Genomic DNA, 22,493 nt, shown 5'->3' with positions numbered 1-22,493 from the left:
AAAACCACGCGCCACTACTCGACCACCGGATAAACAATTTAGAGGCAACCCATGAATCCTTCTTCTCACAATATTGGTTTTATCTCCACCCGTTTCGCAGGCACAGACGGGGTCTCGCTTGAAACCCAAAAATGGGTGACGGTGCTGGAGCGGCTTGGACATAAGTGTTTTTACTTCGCAGGCGAATGCGACCGCAGCGCGGACCGATCCTACGTCGTGCCCGAGGCGTATTATCGACATTCTGAGATCGATGAGATCAACCGCATGGCCTATTCCGGCAGTTGGACAGTCACGAAAGAAGCGCGGGCGTCGCATCCTGAAATGGAGGACCTGCACAAGGACTTTTTCTCCATCTACGTCCGTCCATCTAAGATGACAAAGCGCATCAACGAATTGAAGGAACATTTCAAAGGGGAGTTGTACCAATTCGCGCGCCGCTTCGACCTCGAGATTCTTGTCGTTGAGAACGCGCTTACCATCCCGCTTAACATTCCGTTGGGGCTGGCCATCACTGAATTCATCGCGGAGACGGGTTATCCCGCCATCGCGCATCACCACGACTTTCATTGGGAACGGCAACGCTTTCAGGTCAATTGTGTGGGCGATTATCTTGCCGCGGCGTTCCCGCCCAACCTGCCTTCCATCCGGCATGTTGTCATCAACTCGATTCAGTCCCAGCAAATTGCGTCGCGATATGGAGTTTCCGCGCGTGTGATACCCAACGTGATGGACTTTGACTCTCCTCCGCCGCCACCCGATGAATATACCCAGTCGGTTCGCGCGGACTTTGGGATTGGTCCCGGTGAATATTTTTTCCTTCAGCCGACACGAGTCATCCAACGCAAAGGCATCGAACATGCCATTGAGTTGATGCGCCGCCTCGAGCTGCCAGCAAAACTTATCATCTCGCACGCCAGCGGCGACGAAGGCTCGGACTATGAACATCGCGTCCAAGAATATGCCCATTTGCTGGATGTTACCGTCCGTTTTGAGTCGGATCAGGTGCAAGACCGGCGCGGAACCACGAAAGACGGGCAAAAAATCTATACGCTGGGCGACGTATATCCGCATGCAGACCTGGTTACTTATCCATCGAATATCGAAGGCTTTGGCAACGCCTTCCTGGAAGCGGTGTATTACAAACGGCTGATCCTGGTCAACAACTATTCGATCTATGAAGTGGATATCAAACCGAAGGGCTTTCACACGCTCTGGTTCGACGGTTTCATCAGCACCAGCACCCTGACCGCAACCCGGCATGCATTGAAACATCCCGGACAATCACAGGAATGGGCGGAGACGAATTACCAGCTCGCCAAACGTTATTTTTCCTACACGGTTCTGGAACGAAGACTCGAATCCATCGTTGCGGATTGTCTGGGGTATCAGGTATGAAGATCGCGATCCTGCATTATTCCGTTCCACCCATCGTCGGCGGCGTCGAAAGCGTCATCGCCCATCATGCGCGGCTGATGTCCGCGGATGGACATTCCGTCCGCTTGATCGCAGCGCGGGGCGATTCCATGAACGATGACATCCCGCTGGTTCGCATTCCGTTGGCGGATTCGCGCCATGAACGCGTGGTCCGAATGAAAGAGGAACTGGATCGCGGCGAAGTGACGGAAAAATTCGAGACCTTGCGCGACGAATTGATGACTGCTTTACAAGCCGCCTTCGCAAGCGCGGAAATATTGATCGCACACAACGTCTGCTCGTTGAACAAGAACCTTGCTCTCACCGCCGCGCTTCATCAATTGCATGCAGCGGAAAAAATGCCGCGCCTCATCCTTTGGCATCACGACCTTGCATGGACCACCCCGCGCTATTTGACGGAATTACACGAAGGCTATCCGTGGAATTTGCTAAAGATGGATTGGGGCAAAACCACTCATGTCGTTGTTTCTGATCTGCGGCGCGATGAACTCTCAGGCTTGATGAAACTCCAACCAGGCGCCATTCATGTCATCTCAAACGGCGTGGATATGGAGCGCTTCTATAAGCTGGAGGCATGGACGCGCACCCTGCTCGAAAAAACCCATTTGCTCGATTCGTTGCCCATTCTGCTTTTGCCCGTCCGTGTAACGCCGCGCAAGAATATCGAACTTGCCTTATGGGCGCTGGTTGGCTTGAAAAAAGATTTTCCTCACGCCGCGCTGGTCGTGACGGGACCGTTGGGACCACACAACGCGAACAATATCAAATATTTCGAGATGCTCGTCGATCTCCGCAAACGTTTGGGTTTGGAAGGTTCGGTTCATTTTCTCGCCGAATTGAGCGATGGCTTCCTGCCCGATGAAGTCATTGCGGATTTTTACCGCATTGCCGATGCGCTTTTCCTTCCGAGCCGCGAAGAGGGTTTTGGCATCCCGCTGATCGAAGCGGCGTTCAGTCACCTGCCTGTATTTTGTGCTGATATTCCGCCGCTTAGAAAACTGGGGTCGGGCGATGCCCAATTTTTCACTCCCGATGAAGACCCCGCCCGCGTTGCAAAAATGATCGCAGACCATTTTCAAACATCCATGCCTGCGCGGCTCGCCATGCGGGCGAGGGTTTCGTTCCGCTGGGAAACGATCTATCGTGAAAAGATCGCGCCGCTGCTCGCCGAAAAAGGATAAACCAAAATGATACAGCTCCGTTCAAAATTCGCACCCATTCACACCATCCTTGTGCCGTTCGTCCACAACGGTCCCGGCTTGCACGCCCTCGATGCCGCGCGTCAATTCGATGGGGAGATCGTCCTCGTCGGCGTGGTGGTGGTTTCAGAGGAACACTCCCTTAGCACAGGCGCTGCCGCGGCACGCGCATTGCGGCGTACTTTGCGCATCTTCGGCAAGGATAAACGGATCACGAGCAGGAACCGGGTGATCGTCTCGCACCAGCCCTGGGAGGAGCTTTCGAACCTGATACAGGATGAAAACCCGGATCTGCTCTGTCTTGAGTTTGATTCACACCTCAAAGCTTTGAGCGTCACCGCAAGCGACGTGTTGACTCGTCCGCCCTGTGATGTGGCTCTGGTGCGCGGAAAAATCACCGGCAAACCGAAGCAGGTCCTCGTTCCCATGAGAGGCGGTCCGCATGCCGAGTTGGCTTTCAAGGTTGGGCTGGGATTGCAGCCCAAGGGCGTGACTGCGCTTCACATCCGCAAGCCGAATGATCCCGAAGTCAGGGCGGATGCGGCTTTTATCGGGTTGGAGCGGGTGTTGAATCAAATGCCTGAAGTGCAGAAAAAGTTCGAGGTCACGGATTATGCGGCGCAGGTCATTTTGGACAACGCAAAAAGATCGGATGTCATCATTTTGGGTACGACGGCTCAACCCATCACCAGTTCTGCATCGCTCGGAGCAGTCGCGGATCGAATCCTGCACGAAGCGCCGTGTGCGGTGATCGCCGTCAAAAATGGCAGACCGATACCGCAGATCAAATTCGATGAAAGCGCGGGGTTCGAGGCGATCTCGATCCTTGTGGATAAATGGTTTGCGGAAAACACGTTTCATGCCGATGAGTTCAATAACCTGCGCGAGCTTGTAAAACTGAAGGAACAACAGGGCGTGAGCATCAGCCTTGCTTTGCCTGCATTGAACGAAGAAGAAACGGTGGGAAAAGTCATCCGCACGATGAAGAAAGAATTGATGCAGCGAAACCCGCTTTTGGATGAGATCGTGTTGATCGATTCGAATTCGACGGACCGTACGCGCGAGATCGCCATCAAGGAGGGCATACCCGTTTATATTCATCAGGAACTATTGCCGGATTTGGAACCCCGCCGCGGAAAGGGCGAAGCCCTGTGGAAAAGCTTGCTGGTGACCAAAGGCGATATCATCGTTTGGATCGATACCGACATCGTCAACATCCACCCGCGCTTTGTATACGGCATCATCGGTCCGTTGCTGATAAACCCGCAAGTGCAGTTGGTAAAGGGTTTTTACCGCAGGCCGTTGAAGGTCGGGCAGAGATTGCAGGCGGGCGGGGGAGGGCGCGTGACCGAGTTGACGGCGCGCCCGTTGTTGAATCTGTTTTACCCTGAACTTTCCGGGGTCATCCAGCCGCTTTCAGGCGAGTATGCTGGCAGGCGCAGCGCCTTGGAACAGACCGCTTTTTATTCGGGTTACGGCGTGGAGACGGGTTTGCTGATCGGCATCTATGAAAAGTTCCATTTGGAATCCATCGCCCAGGTGGACCTGCTTGAGCGCATCCATCACAACCAGCATTTGGAGGCGCTGGGCAAGATGTCCTTCGCCATCATCCAGACCGTCATCCGCAAGCTGGAGAAACGCTTCGGACGCGCCGTGCTGGAGGATGTGAACCGCTCGATGAAATTGATCCGCCACGACGGCAAGGGCTACCTGCTGGACGTGGAGCAGATCGCCGAATACGAACGCCCGCCGATGATCGAAGTGCCGGAGTATTTAAATAGGAAAAGATAAACGATATACGATGAGGGACGGTCACTTTCGAAAGTGACCGTCCCTGTATGGTTTAAGGGGAATTAATCTTAAATCCAAAAGTTCATGGTAAAAAATTTTGCAGGTTGCCCATCTCCACTGTGGAAAAACAATATCGAAAGGACCATCCATGAAATTAACCAAACTCTTCAAAGAGTTCTTTGATAGTGAGCAGGCTTCGGGGATTGTTCTGATTTTATGCACAGCCGCCTCCATTGCGGCTGCCAATTCGTTTTTTGGGAGCGGTTATTACGATTTCTGGCATACCAAGCTGGGTTTCGACGCGGGCGGGTTTGTCCTGAAACAAAGTTTGGAGCATTGGATCAACGATGGTTTGATGGCGATATTTTTCCTTTTGATCGGGCTTGAAATAGAAAGAGAGCTGTATGCGGGAGAACTGTCCAGTCTCAAAAATGCATCCCTGCCCCTATTTGCGGCGGCTGGCGGAATGGCCTTCCCTGCGCTGATCCATTTTCTCTTCAATCGCGGGACGATTTTTCAGGATGGCATCGGCATTCCGATGGCAACCGATATCGCATTTGCGCTCGGCGTCCTGGCATTGCTGGGCAGGCGGATTCCCTCTTCGCTGAAAGTATTCCTTGCGGCGCTGGCGATCGTGGATGATCTCGGCGCGATTGCCGTCATCGCCCTGTTCTACACAAACGATCTCTCGATCTTATATCTCTCGCTGGCGCTGGGTGTATTTGCAGGATTGCTTCTACTGAATCGTCTAAAGGTGCATAACCTGTGGGTGTATTTGATTCCCGGGTTGTTCATGTGGTATTTCATGCTGAAATCGGGAGTCCATGCCACGGTGGCGGGAGTCCTGCTTGCGTTTGCGCTTCCGTTCGGCGATGGCGGCGAGAAATCCCCGTCTTATAAACTTCAACATGTGTTACATAAACCCGTCGCTTTCGTCATTGTGCCGTTGTTTGCCCTGGCGAACACGAGCATTGTTCTCAACGAAGGATGGGTCGCCGGGCTGGCTTCGTCCAATAGTGTCGGTATTTTCCTGGGTTTGTTCCTTGGCAAACCGTTGGGCATTGTCCTTTTCAGTCTGATGGCGGTCTGGCTGGGGATATCACGGTTACCGGCATTTATCTCCTGGGTTCATGTGCTTGGCGCTGGTTTTTTGGGCGGCATCGGATTTACCATGTCAATCTTTATCACGCTACTGGCGTTCAACGACCCTGAAATCGTTCAAAGTTCCAAGATTGCCATCTTGCTCACCTCTCTCCTTGCAGGAATCACGGGTTTTGTCATCCTGCACAGAAGGGGACAAGCCAGGCAGACTACTTCGGTAAAATAACAAAATTGTATTAATAGACCTCTTTCATAAGTGCCACGCCGTAGTCGCTTGCAAAGCATCCCAGTGGGACGACAGTGGGGAAGCCTTGAGGAGGGTAATGATTTGATTTTTGCAAGAAATCTGATAAATGGTGATGGGATACAAAATGGCTTCAACCTTCATTTCTTTCCTTGCCGGATTATTGATTCTTATCCTCGGCGCAGACCTGCTGGTACGCGGCGCATCGCGTCTCGCCGCGGCGTTCGGCGTCTCGCCGCTTGCCATCGGGTTGACGGTTGTCGCGATTGGAACAGCATCGCCTGAGATCGCTGTTTCACTGCATGCCGCCGCCAGCGGACAAGGCGATCTGATGCTGGGCAATGTGCTCGGCTCGAACATTTTCAACATCCTGTTCATTCTCGGCATTACTGCATTGGTCGCGCCGATCGTGATCGCCGAACAACTCATCCGCCAGGACGCGCCCATCATGCTGGGAATCTCCCTGCTGGTTTTTGCGTTCGCCCTCGATGGCCGCTTTGGGCATTTGGATGGCGCGGTCCTGATAATTGGGTTGATCGTTTATACGATCTTCGCCCTTCGTCAAAGCAGGAGGGAAAGCCGGGCCGTGCAGAGGGAATATGCCCAGGAGTTCGCAGCAAAGGAACCGCGTACAGCACGCAACATCATCGTCAACCTCCTTTTCATTTCGGTTGGTTTGGGATTGCTCATCCAGGGCTCGGTCTGGCTGGTGAACTCCGCCACCCAGATCGCGAGCGCTCTGGGCGTAAGCGAGCTCATCATCGGTTTGACCATCGTCGCAGCCGGAACCTCCCTGCCCGAAGTGGCGACCTCGGTCATCGCCGCGTTCAAAGGGGAAAGTGACATCGCTGTCGGGAACGCGGTGGGAAGTAATATCTTCAACCTGCTCGGGGTTCTGGGAATTGGATCGATCGTCGCCCCGGATGGAATTGCGGTTACAGGACGTGCGCTTGCGTTCGATTTTCCTGCCATGGTCTTTGTGGCAATGGTCACACTTCCCGTCTTCTATATTGACAACCACATCTCGCGTCTCGAGGGCGGACTGTTATTTGCTTATTTCCTTCTATATATGACTTACATCGTCACGGATGCGATGAACAGCCCGGTGTTTCCGGGTGTTGCGTTGTTTGCGGCATTATTTATTCCACTGACGTTTATCGTACTGGTTGCGTTCGCGGTCAGGTCCGCCCGTTCCAAACGGGCATAGCGCAAAGACGCCAGGTCGCCAGAAATTAAATGAACCTTTGCGCCTTTGCGTTTGCGCGCAGCATCCAACACGGAAAATTTTTACCGATGCTTTCGCGCTAAATCCGTTCTGACTGGAAGGCGATCTCGGAAAGGATATTTCCGTTATAATCGAAAAGATGGCGATGGAGTCCGCCTTTAACCGCCGAGCGCTGATGACTCCTGCCAAATATTCTTTGGTCAGGAGAAGGAATGAACAAATTCATCATCATTGGGTTCGGCGGATTTATCGGCTCCATCCTGCGGTATGTCCTCAGCGGATATGTGCAGGGGATGTCGAATAGCATTGCTTTTCCTTACGGCACGCTCGCAGTCAACCTTGCGGGTTGTTTGATCATAGGCTTTCTTTCGCAGATCGCCGAATCTCAAGGGGCGTTTACGCCTGAAATGCGCGGCTTTTTGTTCGTTGGACTGCTGGGCGGATTCACCACCTTTTCAACGTTTGGGAATGAAACTTTTAATCTGATGCGCGACAGTGAATATATGTCGGCGCTTTTCAACCTGGCTGTGCATATCATGCTCGGCTTGGGGGCGGTCTGGCTGGGCCACGCACTCGCTTATTCGATCTGGAGGTAACCGATGACTTTACCTGAAGAGGGTTTTTTGCTTCGCATTTTCATAGGCGAGAGCGACAGAATCGATGGAAAGCCGCTTTATGAGTGGCTGGTTGCGGAAGCGAAATCGCAGGGTCTCGCAGGGGCGACTGTTCTGCGAGGGATGATGGGATTTGGCGCGCACTCCAGGGTGATTCACACATTTAAGATCGAACGCCTCTCGGAAGACCTTCCCATGGTGGTCGAAATCGTAGACAGCAGCGAAAATATCGAAAGGTTTTTATCCTTTGCCGAGAGACGGATCAAACGCGGGATGCTTGCCACTGTTGAAAAGGTGCAAATACGCGTCTATCGAAGCGGGGAGACTGGCAGTTGATCCGTACCCGGCGCCACAGGATATAAATAGGGTAATATCGTCTTCATCCATCTGACTCCCGGAGTGTCCCATGAACGTGTCCTCTTGTATGAAGCGCAATGTGATATCCGTTTCCGCGTCCACGACTGTGCGTGAAGCCGCGGCGATTTTCGTCAAGAAACATATCGGTTTGCTGCCCGTCGTGGATAAAAACCATAAACCCATCGGCGTGATCGGCATCCGTGACCTGCTCAAGCTGGAAATGCCCGACTTCGTCAACTTCGTGATGGACGTGGATTTCGTCCACGACTTTGGCGCGGTGGAGGATACCCGTCCGCCCGCTGCGACATTGAAAAAAACGGTCAGGTCGATGATGCGTCCGGTCATTACTGTGGATGAAGACTCCGGGCTTCTGCGCGCCTACGCATTGATGCTCCAGCAGAACCTGCACGATATTCCCGTCGTTGCCAGGGATGGAAAATTGATCGGCATCGCCTCGCGCGTGGATATCGGTGTGACGATCCTCAAAACATGGGAAAAGGTGGAATGATGGAAGTCTTTTCCGTCATTCTCACCTTTACGATCTTCTTCGGGAGCCTGGTTCTTATTTTTTGGGAGAAGATCAATCGTTCCATCGTCGCCATCGCGGGGTCGGTGTTGATGATCGGCGCGGGCAAGATCATCGGCTTTTACAATGAAGACCTTGCCATCGAAGCCATCGACTTCAATACGCTGGGACTGCTATTGGGAATGATGATTCTCGTCGCCCTGCTCGAGCCGACCGGATTCTTCGAATACCTCGCTGTGCTCGCCGCGCGCGCCTCGCAGGGCAATCCCATCCGTTTGTTCGTGCTGCTCGGAATTATTACCACGATCCTTTCGATGTTCCTCGATAACGTGACGACCGTCGTGTTGATCGCGCCCGTCACCATCCTTATCAGCGAAATCCTTGGCATCAGTCCGCTGCCGTACCTGATGACCGAAGCCCTGCTTTCGAACGTGGGGGGTGTGGCAACGCTCGTGGGTGATCCGCCCAATGTGCTGATCGGCTCGGCGGCGGGATTGTCTTTCAACGATTTCCTGCTGTATTCCATGCCCATCGTGCTGGTTTCGTGGGCGGGCGCGCTCTATTTGCTGCAGATTCTTTTCAGGAAGGAACTATCCAAACGCCCGCGCAGGAGCAAGGCAGTGATGAAACTCGATCCTTCCGAGACGCTGAACCACCCGCAAACGGCGCGACGCATCCTGATCGTGCTTGGCGCAGCGATCCTCTTGTTCTTTTTCCATCACGTCTTGCATGTCGAACCATCGCTGGTCGCGCTCGGCGCGGCGGCGGTTTCCCTGCTCTGGGTTCAGCCTGACCTTCAGGAAGTATTGAAAAAAGTGGAATGGAGCGTCCTATTGTTCTTTGGAGCTCTCTTTGTGATGGTCGGCGGACTGGAACACTCGGGTGCCCTGGAGTTGATCGTGAAAGTGTTCGAAGACGCAGCGGGCATGGACCCGGTTCTATTTGGCATCATTCTTATCTGGATCGTCGCCGGGCTCTCCGCCGTCGTGGATAACGTACCGATCACGATCGCATTGATTCCGGTCATCCAGGGGCTTGGTGAATTGGGCATGGATATCGCTCCGCTTTGGTGGGCACTGGCGTTCGGAGCAGGATTTGGCGGCACCGGCACGATCATCGGTTCCAGCGCGAACATCATCGTTGCCACGCTATCCGAGAAAACGCGCACGCCCATCACCTCGGCGATATGGATCAAGCGCGGTCTGCCGGTCATGATCGCCACCTGCGCGATCGCGAGCATCCTTTATGCCCTGGCATTCCCTTTATTTTGAAACGGCACTTCAAGGTTGAATCATCGCGGGAGTGATGATAATATCGAAGCGGGAAACGCCTGCTGAAATAGAATCAAACCCAGGCGCGGAAAGAGGCGCTGCCTGGGTGTTGGGTCCAACCCGGAAGGCGAATCGTCCCAGGAGAAGAGCATGGATCATCCAAAGTTCTTATTGTTAATGGCGGTGGTGCAGGAACAGGACCTTGATTCCGCAACCAACGCCCTGCAAAAGATCGGCGCGTCATCGACGTATCTCGCAAGCGCGGGGGGATTTCTGGGCAGGCGCAACGCCACCATTTTGGTTGGCCTGCCTGCAGACCGTTTACAGGATTCGTTGAAAATTCTGCATGAAGCCTGCCGTCAGCGCATCGAATATATGACTCTGCCGTTGGAAGGCTCGCCCATGCCGATGCCCGCGCCGGTGCCTGTCACCGTTGGCGGCGCGACGGTGTTTGCTTTACCGGTGGAACGATTCGAACAGATCTAACAGTAAGACCTGACAGGTGTTAAAAACCTGTCAGGTCGCCTTGAGGAGAAACCGCCATGAAACTGATCATTGTCATCGTAAAGGGCGATGACGCCGAAACCCTGACACAGGCATTCACCGCCGCAAATTTCCGCGTGACGCGCGTCGCATCCACGGGCGGCTTTTTGCGCCGCGGCGTGGCGACCATGCTATTGGGCGTGGATGAATCGCAAGTCGATAAGGTCATTCAAACCGTGCGTGATGCGCTCCCTCCCAGGGGCGATGAAAAACGCGCCACACTTTTCGTCCTGCCCATCAGCCATTACGAACAAGTATGATTTTTTTGTATTCACTCGAACAAAGACGTCTTCGCGCGTCTTTGTTTGCTTAATGAAGAGGTGATAATGAAGAACAAAAACTGGATGATCGGGTTTTCTGCGTTGATCCTTTTTGCTTTGGCATGCGCCAACCCGTTGGGGACTCCCGCGCCCCAGGAAGGACCCGCCAATGTGGAAACGGTCGTCGCTGCGACGTTTGCCGCGATGACAGCCCCGGCTCCCTCCGCGCCCGCGCCTGTCGACTCAGCCCCAAGCCTTTTACCCCGCTCGATGTATTACCTCGCCAACGACGCCGCACAGATATTGCAGGTCTTCCGGCTCGAGAAGGACGGCAGGACGGTGACTCAATTGACCTTCGAGCCTTCCAAAGTAACGGATTTTGACGTGTCCATTGCTGATGGCAGTGTCGTCTTTACCTCCAATAATCAGATGTTCCTGATCGACGCCGACGGCTCGGACCGCCGCATGATCTTCGACGGCGGCGCGGTGGACGAAAACAACCCGTTCCTGACGCGCATCAACAGCCCGGTCTTTTCGCCGAACGGGGGGACGATCGCCTTCGGTCACAAGGGGTTGAATTTTTACTCTGTTGCAAGCGGACAAACCAACCGCGTGCTGGATGATTCCCTCGACGACGTCGGCGGCGGGCTCGTCATCCCCCGCGAGTTGTACTGGCCCGAGATGTACTCCTCCGATGGGAGCCGCCTCATCGTTACGCTTGGCTATTATGAAGGAGCATCCTCGGCGATCTATTACCCCAACGGCGGCGGACTTGTGCGTTTGGTCAACGAACAACGTGGAATCATCTGCTGCGGCGATTATTCCATGAGCAGCGACGGTTCTGCTTTATTTGCCGCCAGTCCCACTTTCGGTATGTTTGCCGCCGGGTTGTGGCGCGTGGATACGAACTCCGGGAATGTGACGACCCTTCTGCTCGGAGATTTCGATACAAATCCCGCCGAGGTGGCGGACAATCCCTTCGCTGCGCCGGATGGACATTTGTATTATTTTTTTGGCAGCATCCCAAATCCGAACGACATCCCCAATCGTACGCCATTGCAACTCGTACGATCCGCGGCGGATGGCGTGACCGGAAGAACGGCTTTGCGCCCCGAAACCTTCACCACCATGAACGAAGCGCTCTGGGCTCCCGATGCTAGTTTCGTCATCGTTGCCAACGCGCAGAACGAGCAGATCTATTTCGGCGGCGCGGCGCAGTTGTTTTACACCGACGGTCAAAAGGCGATGATTCCCCTTGTGCCTTACGCCGAATCCATGAAGTGGGGACCGTAGTTCGCGGACCTTACCATGCATTAAATGTCTTCACCTAAAATCAAACATGACTCACCCCGAAATAAAGGTTTCGCGGGTGAGTTTGTTTATAAGAACAAATGGGACGCTGATAAACGCTGAAAACGCGGATTTCTAATACCTTTTCCGCGTAAATCTGCGCTCGTCCGCGTCCCAAATTATATTCGGGGTTAATTATGTTTTCATTCTTTAGACCGTAAAATTACGGCGCATCTTTTCTGATCGCCACCAGGACACTGCATGTCAGCATGATCAAAGCGACCGGCGCCCAAATGGCTCGTTCGCTTGCGCTCGGGGTGATGGCATTAAGAACGAGGCTGATCGCTGAAAATGCGACGACGACCCAGATCAACCAGCGCGATGTTCGCGACCATTTCTGCAGTGTGATGCCTGCGCGCGCCAGTACAACCAAAGCCAGCAAAGCCAGAATTATGGCTTGAATGACTGCTGCGACGCGCAATTCAGGCGGGAACTGGCCGGGGTATGCGCCGCCCATGGCGAATTCCCCCCATGGCGCGCCAGCGGCGAGCGCGAACTGAAACAGAATGACAACGATGGAAACAATGACGTAGACGGACGCGGCAATACGATGAATTTTCATTATTCAAGACTCTCTATTTATCATGGGTTCATTTTGATAGCCCGAAAAAAATTTGCGGTTAAACGCCATTGAATGCTGGGTGGTATCGTACCACTCCCGTTTTGCCGCCTAGCGCGCCGTCTTTTAACTCCGCGACCATGAAAACGTCTTCAGGCACGCTGATCTCCCATTGAATCCCAAGCGGTTTGGAAGGTTTAAAGCCAAAACGGGGATAGTACTCCGGATGACCGAGGACGATAACAACGAAATGCCCGGCTCTGATCAATTCCGCGAACGCCGCCCGTATCAACTGTGACCCTACGCCTTGCTTCTGATAAGACGGTAGAACCGCCATGGGACCAAGCGCAACCGCACTCCATTGCGAACCCTCCGAATCGATCGTTACGGGTGAGATCAGGATATGTCCCACAACCTGACCGTCATCCATCGCAACAAGGGAAAGAGTGATCGCATGATCGAGGCGAAGTTTATCCACAAGTTCGGCTTCGTTGACCCGCCCAAAGGCTGAGCAATTGACTTCGAATATTCCAGGTATGTCTTCGTCTGTTTCACGACGGATTACGATTTGCATTTGAGAAACCAATTTACGTCTCTCTTGAATAGAGGTTATTATTGAAATTGCTTTGCTGACATAATAATGCATCAATCATCGGAATTATTCTAACTCTTCATCCTTATTACATTGAATCCCGGTTTCAATCATTTGCCAATGCTCGGATGATCTCTTCAGCATGTTTCTTGAATAAAGACAAATGTCCTTCGGCTGGATGGAACTTCGCCTCGCACTTCGGGATGACTGTCGCGGCAAAACGAGCCATCTCCACAGGGATGTTCTGATCCGCCTCCCCATGCCAGAGCAGGACCGGAGCGTTGATATCCTGCAATCGGAATCCCCAATCGGTGACCGTTAACAATGATTCATGAAATGCGCCTCCAATTCCCTGCCTTGTCGCCTCGCGCACCATCTTGATAAATCCCTTCTGGAAATCCGGATCATCAATGACGATGGGCCGGTCCGGCGCGGGCAATAAGGTATTCGCTTGCGCGACGAACCGCTTAGGAGCGATGCGCGGCATGACGCTCAACGCCGTCCACATGAATAACCGAGCGAGCCAGGGCTTTTCACGCGGCAAGGTCAGGAACTTGCGCGTCCCTTCGTTGACATTCTTTACCAGATCGGGCTCGGTGAACAGCGCCGCGCCGCTAAGGATTCCCACTTTCGTCAGCCGCTGCGGAATCTCAAAAGCGCAAGCCAATCCATAAGGACCGCCGAGCGAATAAGCCAGAATGGCAAATCGTTCGATCTGCAAATGATCCGCCAGCACAACGACATCCTGCGCCCAATCTGTCATGCGGAGATTCGGCTGGGGATCGGACAACCCCATTCCTGGGCGGTCCGCGGCGATCAAACGGACATTAAGTCTTTGCAGGAGTTCTTCATTTACATATAATGCGCATTCGAGACGCGAACTGGGCGAGCCGTGAAAATAAAATATCGGCTTCCCATTTGGAACGCCGTATTCATCGTATCCGAGTTTGCGCCCATCGGGCAGTTGGAATTGTTGATTCAGTTTTGGCATGCGATATCAGCGCTCGACAGGATTTATGCGGGGTTGCCGGCAGACTGGGTGGATTATACGATACCAACCCCTTTTTATCGTCGTTTAAATTCCGGCACTTCCATGTCGTCCAGGATAACAAGCGTGCTTTCATCCAACTCGCATCCATCCAAATTAATCTTTCGGTAACGCATCCCAGGCGGCAATGCCAGCCACGCTTCGGTGACAGTAACCAACGGCAAAATCAGCACAGAGTTCGCGCGTCCCCTCTCGCGGTTCAAAGCGCGCCTACCAAGCTCCGTTGACTTGCAGCAAGCAAATTCCTGCAAAACTCCGCATCGAGAAGATTCACCCGGTATGTGCGGTGAACCCGCATCGTGGAAAATCCTCGGGCGTACCGGTTTTCTGTCCGCACAGGATTATCCTCAACGACAAAACCCATTGGCTCCACCGCATAATGACTCCGCTTTAATTCTGTACCCATCGTTTCTTCGAACTCTTCCGCTAATTCGCGATCAGGCGCGGATTCCAGCTCAGAGTCGTTTGGATTCCACCCACTTAACAAAATCCTGTTCGTCTCTGTGAAGATGGTCTTGAGTTGGCTTTGTCGTTCTTCTCCTGCGCCAGTTGAATGACTTGCTGATATTCAGGCGGCAGGGATGTGAAATCAGCGGTCAGTTCGGGCATTGGCGAATTATACGCGCTACATCCAAAATTGAATCAAAAACGGGACCATGATTTAACCGTAGTCCCGTTTTTCTATAGACCTCTTGCATAAGTGCTCCCGCTGCAGTCCCCGGCGGCGGGGACGCCGCCTTGAGCAAGATAAAATTGTGACTTTTGCAAGAAGTCTAATAAAGGATTCGTCATCCGCCAGTGACTTGATAAATCTGTATCAGATTCCCGCACGTATCATTGAGTATTGCGGCGGTCGTCGTTCCCATATTTGTTGGTTCCATGGTGAATTCCACGCCGAGATTCCTCATCCGCTCATATTCTTTCTGAATGTCGTTGACCTCGAACGCTGTGAACGGAATACCATCCTTTACGAGCGATTCTTTGAGCGCTTTCATTGCGGGGTAACTCGCATTGGGTTCGAGAAGTAATTCAGTACCGTTGGGTTCCTCCTGCGAGACGACAGTGATCCAGCGGGCGCCTCCTCCCAAAGGAATATCCCGTTTGAGTTGGAAGCCCATCATCTCGGTGTAAAACTTCAGAGCCTTATCGTAATCGTCTATCGAAACACTTGACAGTTTGATCTTCATTTTTCGATTCCTCTCGTTAAAAGTTGTGTGGCTAGGCTGCAGCTCAACCGGCGGAATTCACTGGGACTTAGACCGAACTGTGCCTTGAACGCCTTACCGAATGCCGCATGTGACTCGTATCCCGCCGCCCGCGCAACCTCGGTGATGTTCACTGCTCCCATGCGGAGTTTGCGTCCGGCGCGTTCGAGCCGCATCCGTCGTAAATAACCGACCGCGCTCTCGCCTGTAGTGGCGGTGAAAACACGATGAAAGTGCGGCACAGAAAAACCTGCCACTTCTGCCAGGGTTTCGCGGCTCAGCGGTTCGTTGATATGCTCACGGATATATTGGGTGACGTTTCGGATCTGTTGGGAATGGTCCAGCATTCTCTGAATGTAGACAGCCATGCGGCTGAATATATTTTACACGAGGGCTTGCCCGCTACTCCAAAAGTATCAACTAGAAGATGTCACCTTGGGAGTATTTGCTGAGATCAAAGAGCCCTTTAATCTGGCAGATGACAACCAAAGGCTGTCACTTCCAAATATGCCCATACCCATATTCCCCTTCCAGCAACTTCCCTTCCACGAAGCGACTGAATCGAAATGGCGTGATATCCACCGTCTGCGGTGTTCCATCCAGGATCAACTCCGCCATGCTCGCGCCCGCCGCCGGTGACGTTTTGAATCCGGTCCCGCTCAAACCGCAGGCAAGGTAGAAACCATTCAAGTCTGTGCCGCTGTAGATGGCGCGCTGGTCGGGCGTAATGCCGTCGCGCCCGACGTGGATGGAGTGCAAGCCGCTCTCTTCGATCTTCGGGATGCGCTTCACCATCTGGTCGATCAATTTTTCGAGGAAGGTGGGCGTAGGGGTCTGGTCTTCCTCATCGGGCGCTTCGCCGCGCAGAGACTCATCTTCTCCCGCGGCAAGGATGAGCGCACTGCCCTCGGGGCGATAATAGCAATTGATCACGTCATCGATGCAGGCAGGGATTCTTCCAAGTGCGGGCGGACGATGCAGGAAGGCGACATCGTGAGTCCATGTCACCAAAGGGACATCGATATTTGCCAGTGCAGCGACATGCTTCGCCCACGGTCCCGCCGCGTTGACGACGATCGGGCTTGAGAAGTCGCCTTTGGTCGTGCTTACGCCGGTCACTTTTCCGCCACTTGCATGGATGGCGGTCACTTCACAATTTTGAATCAACACAGCGCCGTTGCGCTTCGCGGCTTCGATGAACGAGTTGGTCGTGAGCGTTGCATCGGCATAGCCTGAATCCGGTTCATAGGCGGCGTAATCGAAATATTCGGTGACGAGGTCGGGGAAGAGTTTCCGCACTTCGTCCACGCTGATGACCGATGTGTTGATGCCGATCTTCTGCTGGTTCGCGACGTTGCCGCGCAGTTTGTCCTCATGCTCGCGTTTGGCGATCTGCAAGAAGCCGGTGTTCTGGAAACCGCACTCACCACCGACCCTTTCTTTCCAATTACTGAAATAAATTTGATAACTCTTGAACGTCAATTCGGATTCGGCGGCGAGGTCGTAGTGCATGCGGACGAGTCCGCTCGAGTGACCGGTCGCGCCGGAGGCGGTCACCCTGCGTTCGAGGATGGCAACTTTCAATCCGCGCTCAGCGAGGTGAAATGAAATACTGGCGCCCATCACGCCTGCGCCGATCACAATGGCATCGTAAGTTTGGGTCATGTTGAATTCCTTCTTGACCACGAAGGGTCACAAAGTAAAACAAGGAAAAAATCCATACAATTCCTGCATTTTTCGGCTGACAGTTTCGTCCTTGGAATTGTAGCAGGTCGGGCTGGGTTTGTGTCGAATAATTATCGTGGGGTCACACCGGGGCAGCCGCCCTGCCGCAGCGGATCGACAGGCAAGCCGAAGGCTTCATAGACAGGCACACCGTCCCAATCTGCTTGGATGGGCAAACCAAGAGCAAATGCGACGGTGGGGGCGGTGTCATAGATATAAACCTGGGTTTGCAATTCACCGGGGACGATCTGCGGTCCGCTGACGACCCAGGGAATGGTCATATCTTCGGGGATGTTCAATCCATGATCGGAGTTGTGCCCGCCGTGGTCGGAGGTGACGATGATGAGCGTGCCGTCGTAGAAGCCGCTGTCTTTCATTACTCTTAGAAATAGCCCAAGCGATTCGTCTTTTTTGTGAAAGGCGCTGAGCTGTTGTTTCGACATCCAGTCGTATTGATGCCCGGCAACGTCGCCGTCTGGGAAGTGGACCATCAAAAGCCCGAAACCCGCGCGGATCTGCTCGATGGTCATGGATTCGATTGTGGTTTCGTCAAATTCCTCGTCGGTGTTATCCACAAAGCCGAAGAAGTCGGTGCTGCCCGGCTCGGTGATGTGACGGAGTTTTTCTTTTCCCACCACGAGTGCGGTGCGCAAGCCGACGGCGTGGGTCAGATCGAAGATGTCGGTGCCGAGGGCGTATCCGTTTTGCGGGACGTATTCGTTCCAGCGCGCGATGTGTTTGGCGGGGCATGTGCCTGTCACCAGCGATGCATGCGCCGGTAATGTGATGCTTGGTATGATGGTCTGCGCTTTCATCGTATAAGCGCCGGTCTGCATCAATGCTTTGACGTTGTCCATCTCCGCGGCTTCGATGGCGTCGGGGCGGAGGCCGTCGAAGGTGACGATGAAGACTCGCGAAATGGGCTGGGGCGGAATCAGCACAGGCGTGGCTGTCGCTTCATCAGGGACGGAGGGTTGAATCGGTGTGAGGGTTGCTGTAGGAATGGGAGGAACAGGGGATGCTGTCGGCGTGAGGGAAGAGGCGGAAGCAGAAACACAGCCTTGTATAAAGATCGAGAGCAGGACCAGGTATCGGAGTTTATAAAGCATGGAGGGGGATGTATTCGTCAGGTCTTGCAGGGATATTTCTCGTGGAATCGAATTTGGTCTTCGCCGAAGATTTTATAGACGGGGATGCCGTCCCAATCGGGCTGGATGGGCAACCCAAGCGCGTATGCCACGGTGGCGGCTGTATCGAAGGTGTAAATCTGTAAATCGAGAATTTGCGGAACGACGCCTGGACCGTAGGTGATCCAGGGAATGCGGTAATCTTCGATGATGAGGCCGATGTGATTCGAGCCGTGCCCGCCGTGGTCGGATGTGATGAGGAAGAAGGTTGTGTCGAACAGATTCTTTTCTTTCAAGGTCTTGATCATCTCGCCCAGCACCGCGTCTCCTTCGCGCAGGACTTTCATATATTCGCCGGACATCCAATCGTATTTATGGCCGCGGTTATCCGCGCCCGCAAAGTGGACGAACATCAAGCCGAAGTCCTGTTCGATCTGCGGCAGGACAGCTTTCTGGATGGCGGGTTCGCCGTAGGCAACTTCGAACACATCGGTGGTTTCGGGTTCCGCCATCTGGCGCATCTTGTCTTTACTGACGATCATGACGGTGCGCATGCCCGCTTCGTGCGCGAGTTGGAAGACATCTGTTCCCTTGGCATAGCCCATGTACATGAAAAATTTATTGTAGATGACGCCGTGGTCTTCCATGCAATAACCGGTGAGCATGGAGGCGTGGCTGGGCGACGTGGCGGGATAGTCGATGGTGCGCGCGGTGAGCGGGGCGTAAGCGCCGCCGTTCATTAACTCCATCAGGTTGGGCATGGGCGCCTGATCGATGGCGTCGGGGCGCAAGCCGTCGAAGCTGATGATGATGGCGCGTTCGATATTCGCTTTGGACGGTAAAGGCGTGATGCTGGGCGTGAGAGTTGCCGCCGGCGTTAAAGTCGCCGTAAATGTCGGCGTGATCGTCGGAGTGGAGGTTGCCGGGGATGTTGGCGTGATGGTGGGCGTATCGGTGGGAATGCCGGTGGGCGATGGGATGGGCGGCAGGGAACTGCCCCAAATGTTGGGAATGCCCGTGCAGGCGACGAGAAGGAAAGCAAGAGCTAAAACTATAGGGCGTTTCAGAGAAAGTTCTCCAAAGTATGCTGTGACTGGAAAGTACTTTTAACGCAAAGGCGCAAGGTCGCAACGAAAAATCCTTGGAAGCTTTGCGTCATGGCGTCTTTGTGTTAAGAATCCTGCTCAATCATTTTCAGAAACAAAAAAGGTGCTTGTTCCGTTTATCAAAGAAGCTATTTCAGCATCGGCATTTTGATGCCATGACGTTTTGCGGCTGCGATGGCGATGTCATACCCGGCATCCGCGTGTCGGACCACGCCCATGCCTGGGTCGGTCGTCAGGACCCGTTCCAACCGTTTGGCGGCTTCGGGAGTCCCATCCGCGACGATGACCTGCCCCGCGTGCTGACTATACCCCATTCCGACCCCGCCTCCATGATGGAAGGATACCCAGGTCGCGCCGCCGACCGCGTTGATGAGCGCGTTGAGCACCGCCCAGTCGCTGACGGCGTCCGAGCCGTCTTTCATGGATTCCGTTTCACGGTTCGGCGAGGCGACCGACCCTGAATCAAGATGGTCGCGTCCGATGACGATGGGCGCTTTGACCTTACCGCTCGCGACGAGTTCATTGAATTTCAAACCGGCTTTGACACGCTCGCCGTAACCGAGCCAGCAGATGCGCGCGGGCAACCCTTGAAACGGAACTTTCTCCTTTGCCATCTTCAACCAGCGATGCAGGTGTTCGTCTTCTGGGAAGAGTTCCATGATGGCTTCATCGGTGACGTAAATATCTTCCTTGTCGCCGGATAACGCCACCCAGCGAAACGGTCCCTTGCCCTCGCAAAACAGCGGACGAATATAAGCGGGCACGAAACCCGGAAATTCAAATGCATCGGTCACACCGTTGTTGTATGCCTGCTGGCGCAAGTTGTTGCCGTAGTCGAACACTTCCGCGCCCGCGCGTTGGAAGGCAAGCATGGCGCGCACGTGAGTGGACATCGAATCCATCGCCATCTTTTTATATTTTTCAGGATCACTGACTCGCAGTTGATTTGCGGCGGTGATGCTCAAGCCTGATGGAACATAAAACAACGCCTCATGCGCCGACGTTTGGTCTGTCACCACATCCGGAACGATCCCTCGCTTTGATAGTTCGTCGTAAACATCTGCCGCGTTTCCGATCAGCCCGATGGACTTCGGCGTTTTGGATTTGACGTTATCCTCCACCAGAGTCATCGCCTCTTCGAGATTATCCACCACCATATCCACATAACCAATGGCGCGGCGGCGTTCGGCGCGTTCGGGATCCACTTCGACGATCAGACCGACACCTTCGTTCATTGTAATGGAGAGCGGCTGCGCGCCGCCCATCCCGCCGAGACCTGCCGTGAGGACAAATTTCCCTTTGAGCGAACCCCAGCCTTTGAGTTTGGCTAATGCGCCGAAGGTCTCGTACGTTCCCTGGAGAATCCCCTGCGTGCCGATGTAGATCCACGAACCGGCGGTCATCTGCCCGTACATGATGAGTCCCTTTTTGGCTAACTCATCGAAGTATTCCCACGTCGCCCAATGCGGCACGATGTTGGAGTTGGCGATCAAAACTTTTGGCGCGTCTTGGTGCGACTTGAAAACAACCACCGGTTTACCGGATTGCACAAGTAAGGTCTCATCTTCTTCTAGATTCTTCAGCGATTCCAGAATCGCATCGAAGGCTTCCCACGAACGCGCGGCTTTGCCTCGTCCGCCATAGACGACGAGATCTTCGGGTTTCTCCGCCACTTCGGGGTCGAGGTTGTTCTGGATCATGCGGTAGGCGGCTTCGCTCAGCCAATTCTTGCAGGTCAGTTCGGTTCCGCGCGGCGCGCGGATCACGCGGGGATCAGGCATGAAAGACGGCTCCTATTTCAACAGGATGAAAGATTCGATGATCTCGTCGAACGAAGGCTCGACGGTGGTCTGCCATTTTTCAGTAGTCGAGAGCGTAATGGACAATGTTCCAATGGGCAGGTCGAGGAAGACCAGTTTCTGAATCACCACGATCTGGACCCCCTCCTGCGTAAGCGCGGGGGTTTTAGCCATGATCACGCCGTAAGGGATTTCGTTCTTTGTGGCTTTGAGCTCAGTGCCGGTGACTTCCGCGTCTTTTAGCGAACCGGGCAGGGTTTCGGCAAGCGCCTTCAAATCTGTATCCGTAATAAGGGAGATTTCCATCTGCCGGTCCCATACTAGGTTTATGTTAGTGACAAAACCGCTGTCCAGGTGTTCTTCAGCGATATCGAGCATAAACAAACGGAATACGTTCGGATCCTGGTTCTTAATGGTAGAGAGGGAACGTTGAATGGCGGGGATCGAGGCTTCAGGCAGTAGACCAGCCTGATCATATTCCGGCGCGTTGATCCGCAAGGCAAGCCACTGCATGGGAATGGTGATCTGATATTTTCCGTTCAAGTCGATGAATGAACTTGTGCCGTCAGTGTTTTTATCCAGCACGCTTTCAGCGGATTGAGTTGGAACGGCAGGAATCGGCGTATTGGTCGCTGTCGGAGCGGGCGTGGCAGATGGAACTTCAGTGGCGAAGGGAACAGCTTGTTGGGTCAATAACAACGCTGCGGACACAGTCTCAGCGACCATGCGCTCCAATCGTGTATCAGGCGTCGGGGAGGAGGAAGCGATGGGAAGTCCCGGCATGGCGCATGCCAGGATTGCAATCCCCAGGAGGACAAGAGTCGAATATCCGCGATTTTGTTTCATGGTCCAATCCTTGCAGTTGAAAATAAAAAAGCCTCCCGGCTATTATAGCCGAGAGGCTTTGATTTCCAGCATCAAGCAGGTACGCGACCCTTTGCAAGCATATCAGCAAAGTTCGTTCCTTTGAGGCGGCCCACCAGTTCCTCCTGTGCCTCGCACCACACCGGGCGCAGGGGACAGTTTGCATCGAAGGTGCATACCCCGGTTTCGCCCACACATTCGTTGAGTTGGATGGGACCGTCGATGGCTTCGATCACTTCGAGCAGGGTGATCTCCCTCGGATCTCGCGCCAACGTTACGCCGCCACGCGCGCCGCGAGAGGTGTGCAGCAATCCCGCAATGGATAACTGGGAGATGATCTTGGCAAGGAAGGATGGGGGAATCTTCTGTTCTTCGGCGATGACGCTGGTGGCAGTGCGCGTCTCCCCGTTGCGCGCCAGATGGAGCACCGCGCGAACGGCATAGTCGGCTTGGCGAGTAATTTGCATAATGACCTCACATTGTAGGCAAAAATTACCTACAATCACGATTTTATTGTGATTGCTGTTACAAGGCAAGTGATAGAGGTCATGGA

General features: G+C 53.8%; 25 protein-coding genes. 13 read left to right on the top strand and 12 right to left on the bottom strand.

Features of this window, described 5'->3' with window-relative positions:
- The first annotated feature begins 51 nt into the window (after window positions 1-51).
- From HS100_03610 to HS100_03555, 12 genes are all read left to right on the top strand, one after another.
- Complete coding sequence (locus HS100_03610) at window positions 52-1,395, top strand: glycosyltransferase family 4 protein (GenBank protein ID MBE7432975.1); 1,344 nt, start codon at window positions 52-54, stop codon at window positions 1,393-1,395.
- Complete coding sequence (locus HS100_03605; GenBank protein ID MBE7432974.1) at window positions 1,392-2,615, top strand: glycosyltransferase family 4 protein; 1,224 nt, start codon at window positions 1,392-1,394, stop codon at window positions 2,613-2,615. The genes HS100_03610 and HS100_03605 overlap by 4 nt, the downstream gene beginning before the upstream one ends.
- Window positions 2,616-2,621: 6 nt before the next feature.
- On the top strand, window positions 2,622-4,424 hold the full coding sequence (locus HS100_03600) for a glucosyl-3-phosphoglycerate synthase (GenBank protein ID MBE7432973.1): 1,803 nt from the start codon (window positions 2,622-2,624) through the stop codon (window positions 4,422-4,424).
- A 148-nt stretch (window positions 4,425-4,572) separates the two neighbouring features.
- Window positions 4,573-5,751, top strand: coding sequence for a Na+/H+ antiporter NhaA (gene nhaA / locus HS100_03595; protein MBE7432972.1), 1,179 nt, complete (start codon window positions 4,573-4,575; stop codon window positions 5,749-5,751).
- A gap of 145 nt (window positions 5,752-5,896) precedes the next feature.
- Complete coding sequence (locus HS100_03590) at window positions 5,897-6,976, top strand: calcium/sodium antiporter (GenBank protein MBE7432971.1); 1,080 nt, start codon at window positions 5,897-5,899, stop codon at window positions 6,974-6,976.
- Window positions 6,977-7,206: 230 nt separating this feature from the next.
- Window positions 7,207-7,590 carry a fluoride efflux transporter CrcB gene (gene crcB, locus HS100_03585; protein ID MBE7432970.1) on the top strand — a complete coding sequence of 128 codons (384 nt, stop codon included), beginning with the start codon at window positions 7,207-7,209 and terminating at the stop codon, window positions 7,588-7,590.
- Between the two features lie 3 nt (window positions 7,591-7,593).
- The gene (locus HS100_03580; GenBank protein ID MBE7432969.1) at window positions 7,594-7,944 is read left to right on the top strand and encodes a DUF190 domain-containing protein; all 351 of its coding nucleotides are present in this window, start codon (window positions 7,594-7,596) and stop codon (window positions 7,942-7,944) included.
- A 70-nt stretch (window positions 7,945-8,014) separates the two neighbouring features.
- A complete protein-coding gene (locus HS100_03575) occupies window positions 8,015-8,473 on the top strand; it encodes a CBS domain-containing protein (GenBank protein ID MBE7432968.1) in 459 nt (152 codons plus the stop codon).
- A complete protein-coding gene (locus HS100_03570; protein ID MBE7432967.1) occupies window positions 8,473-9,762 on the top strand; it encodes an ArsB/NhaD family transporter in 1,290 nt (429 codons plus the stop codon). The genes HS100_03575 and HS100_03570 overlap by 1 nt, the downstream gene beginning before the upstream one ends.
- Window positions 9,763-9,912: 150 nt before the next feature.
- Window positions 9,913-10,248, top strand: a complete 336-nt coding sequence (locus tag HS100_03565) for a cyclic-di-AMP receptor (GenBank protein ID MBE7432966.1) — start codon at window positions 9,913-9,915, stop codon at window positions 10,246-10,248.
- A 56-nt stretch (window positions 10,249-10,304) separates the two neighbouring features.
- Window positions 10,305-10,565, top strand: a complete 261-nt coding sequence (locus HS100_03560; GenBank protein MBE7432965.1) for a cyclic-di-AMP receptor — start codon at window positions 10,305-10,307, stop codon at window positions 10,563-10,565.
- 66 nt (window positions 10,566-10,631) lie between these two features.
- Complete coding sequence (locus tag HS100_03555) at window positions 10,632-11,858, top strand: hypothetical protein (GenBank protein ID MBE7432964.1); 1,227 nt, start codon at window positions 10,632-10,634, stop codon at window positions 11,856-11,858.
- Between the two features lie 220 nt (window positions 11,859-12,078).
- Here the strand turns inward: HS100_03555 and HS100_03550 are convergent, their stop codons facing one another.
- The 9 genes from HS100_03550 to HS100_03510 all read right to left on the bottom strand — a co-directional run bounded on the left by HS100_03550 (window position 12,079) and on the right by HS100_03510 (window position 18,962).
- On the bottom strand, window positions 12,079-12,477 hold the full coding sequence (locus HS100_03550) for a hypothetical protein (GenBank protein MBE7432963.1): 399 nt from the start codon (window positions 12,475-12,477) through the stop codon (window positions 12,079-12,081).
- A 58-nt stretch (window positions 12,478-12,535) separates the two neighbouring features.
- On the bottom strand, window positions 12,536-13,048 hold the full coding sequence (locus HS100_03545) for an N-acetyltransferase (protein MBE7432962.1): 513 nt from the start codon (window positions 13,046-13,048) through the stop codon (window positions 12,536-12,538).
- A 124-nt stretch (window positions 13,049-13,172) separates the two neighbouring features.
- On the bottom strand, window positions 13,173-14,057 hold the full coding sequence (locus tag HS100_03540; protein MBE7432961.1) for an alpha/beta hydrolase: 885 nt from the start codon (window positions 14,055-14,057) through the stop codon (window positions 13,173-13,175).
- Between the two features lie 74 nt (window positions 14,058-14,131).
- On the bottom strand, window positions 14,132-14,317 hold the full coding sequence (locus HS100_03535) for a hypothetical protein (protein ID MBE7432960.1): 186 nt from the start codon (window positions 14,315-14,317) through the stop codon (window positions 14,132-14,134).
- Window positions 14,318-14,902: 585 nt separating this feature from the next.
- Window positions 14,903-15,301, bottom strand: a complete 399-nt coding sequence (locus HS100_03530; protein MBE7432959.1) for a VOC family protein — start codon at window positions 15,299-15,301, stop codon at window positions 14,903-14,905.
- Window positions 15,298-15,687, bottom strand: coding sequence for a helix-turn-helix transcriptional regulator (locus HS100_03525; GenBank protein MBE7432958.1), 390 nt, complete (start codon window positions 15,685-15,687; stop codon window positions 15,298-15,300). The genes HS100_03530 and HS100_03525 overlap by 4 nt, the downstream gene beginning before the upstream one ends.
- 127 nt (window positions 15,688-15,814) lie before the next feature.
- Entirely contained in the window at window positions 15,815-16,984 is a 1,170-nt protein-coding gene (locus tag HS100_03520; protein ID MBE7432957.1) for an FAD-binding oxidoreductase, read from the bottom strand.
- 131 nt (window positions 16,985-17,115) lie between these two features.
- The gene (locus tag HS100_03515; protein MBE7432956.1) at window positions 17,116-18,153 is read right to left on the bottom strand and encodes an alkaline phosphatase family protein; all 1,038 of its coding nucleotides are present in this window, start codon (window positions 18,151-18,153) and stop codon (window positions 17,116-17,118) included.
- Between the two features lie 17 nt (window positions 18,154-18,170).
- On the bottom strand, window positions 18,171-18,962 hold the full coding sequence (locus HS100_03510) for an alkaline phosphatase family protein (GenBank protein MBE7432955.1): 792 nt from the start codon (window positions 18,960-18,962) through the stop codon (window positions 18,171-18,173).
- Between HS100_03510 and HS100_03505 the strand changes: the two genes are divergently transcribed.
- The gene (locus tag HS100_03505) at window positions 18,946-19,281 is read left to right on the top strand and encodes a hypothetical protein (protein MBE7432954.1); all 336 of its coding nucleotides are present in this window, start codon (window positions 18,946-18,948) and stop codon (window positions 19,279-19,281) included. The genes HS100_03510 and HS100_03505 overlap by 17 nt on opposite strands.
- A 124-nt stretch (window positions 19,282-19,405) precedes the next feature.
- On the opposite strand, the gene hutU is transcribed toward HS100_03505, so the two are convergent.
- The 3 genes from hutU to HS100_03490 form a co-directional block, all read right to left on the bottom strand.
- Window positions 19,406-21,058, bottom strand: coding sequence for a urocanate hydratase (hutU, locus tag HS100_03500; protein ID MBE7432953.1), 1,653 nt, complete (start codon window positions 21,056-21,058; stop codon window positions 19,406-19,408).
- A 12-nt stretch (window positions 21,059-21,070) separates the two neighbouring features.
- Window positions 21,071-21,922, bottom strand: a complete 852-nt coding sequence (locus HS100_03495; GenBank protein ID MBE7432952.1) for a hypothetical protein — start codon at window positions 21,920-21,922, stop codon at window positions 21,071-21,073.
- 71 nt (window positions 21,923-21,993) lie between these two features.
- Window positions 21,994-22,407 (bottom strand): Rrf2 family transcriptional regulator, encoded by a 414-nt coding sequence (locus HS100_03490; protein MBE7432951.1) that lies wholly within the window; start codon window positions 22,405-22,407, stop codon window positions 21,994-21,996.
- Window positions 22,408-22,493: the final 86 nt, after the last annotated feature.

Source organism: Anaerolineales bacterium (genome assembly GCA_015075725.1).
Taxonomy (GTDB): Bacteria; Chloroflexota; Anaerolineae; order Anaerolineales; family Villigracilaceae; genus Villigracilis.
This window is presented reverse-complemented; position numbering and strand designations above follow the sequence as displayed.